The 513-nt window shown below is 66.3% G+C and carries 1 protein-coding gene; it reads right to left on the reverse strand.

Going from position 1 to position 513, the window contains the following annotated elements:
• On the reverse strand, nucleotides 1-513 hold a 513-nt coding region (gene tnpC / locus IE122_RS18290), incomplete at both ends, for an IS66 family transposase (RefSeq protein WP_189622653.1).

Consider the following 513-nt stretch of genomic DNA (forward strand, 5'->3'; position numbering starts at 1 on the left):
GGCACCCGAGATCTTGCAGTTCTCGATGAGCGTGGCGATGACCGCCCAGTTGTCGCCGCCCTCATCCGAGCCCGCGAACAACGCGTTCTTCCGGTTGAGCGCGAGAGGCCTGATCGAACGTTCGACGGTGTTGGAATCCAGCTCGACGCGGCCGTCGTTGAGGAACAGCGACAGTCCAGCCCAGCGGGTGAGCGCGTAGCGGATGGCATCGGCAAGCTTGCTCTTGGCGCTGACCTGACGGAGGCGCGCCTCGAGGTAGATGTGCAGGTCATCGACGATGACGCGGGCCTGTTCGGCGCGCACCGTGCGGCGCTGCTCTGCCGAGGTGCCGCGAACCTCGTCCTCGATCGCATAGAGCGTGGCGATCCGGCGCAGCACCTCGGTCGCGACTGGTGAGCTGTCCGCGAGCTCGTAGAACTTGCGCCTCGCATGCGACCAGCAGAACGCAAGGCTGAGCTGCTGGCTGCGCCTGGCGAGCGCGGCATAGCCGCTGTAGCCGTCGACCTGCAGGAT

The sequence above is a fragment of the Novosphingobium colocasiae genome (assembly GCF_014652555.1).
Taxonomy (GTDB): Bacteria; Pseudomonadota; Alphaproteobacteria; order Sphingomonadales; family Sphingomonadaceae; genus Novosphingobium; species Novosphingobium colocasiae.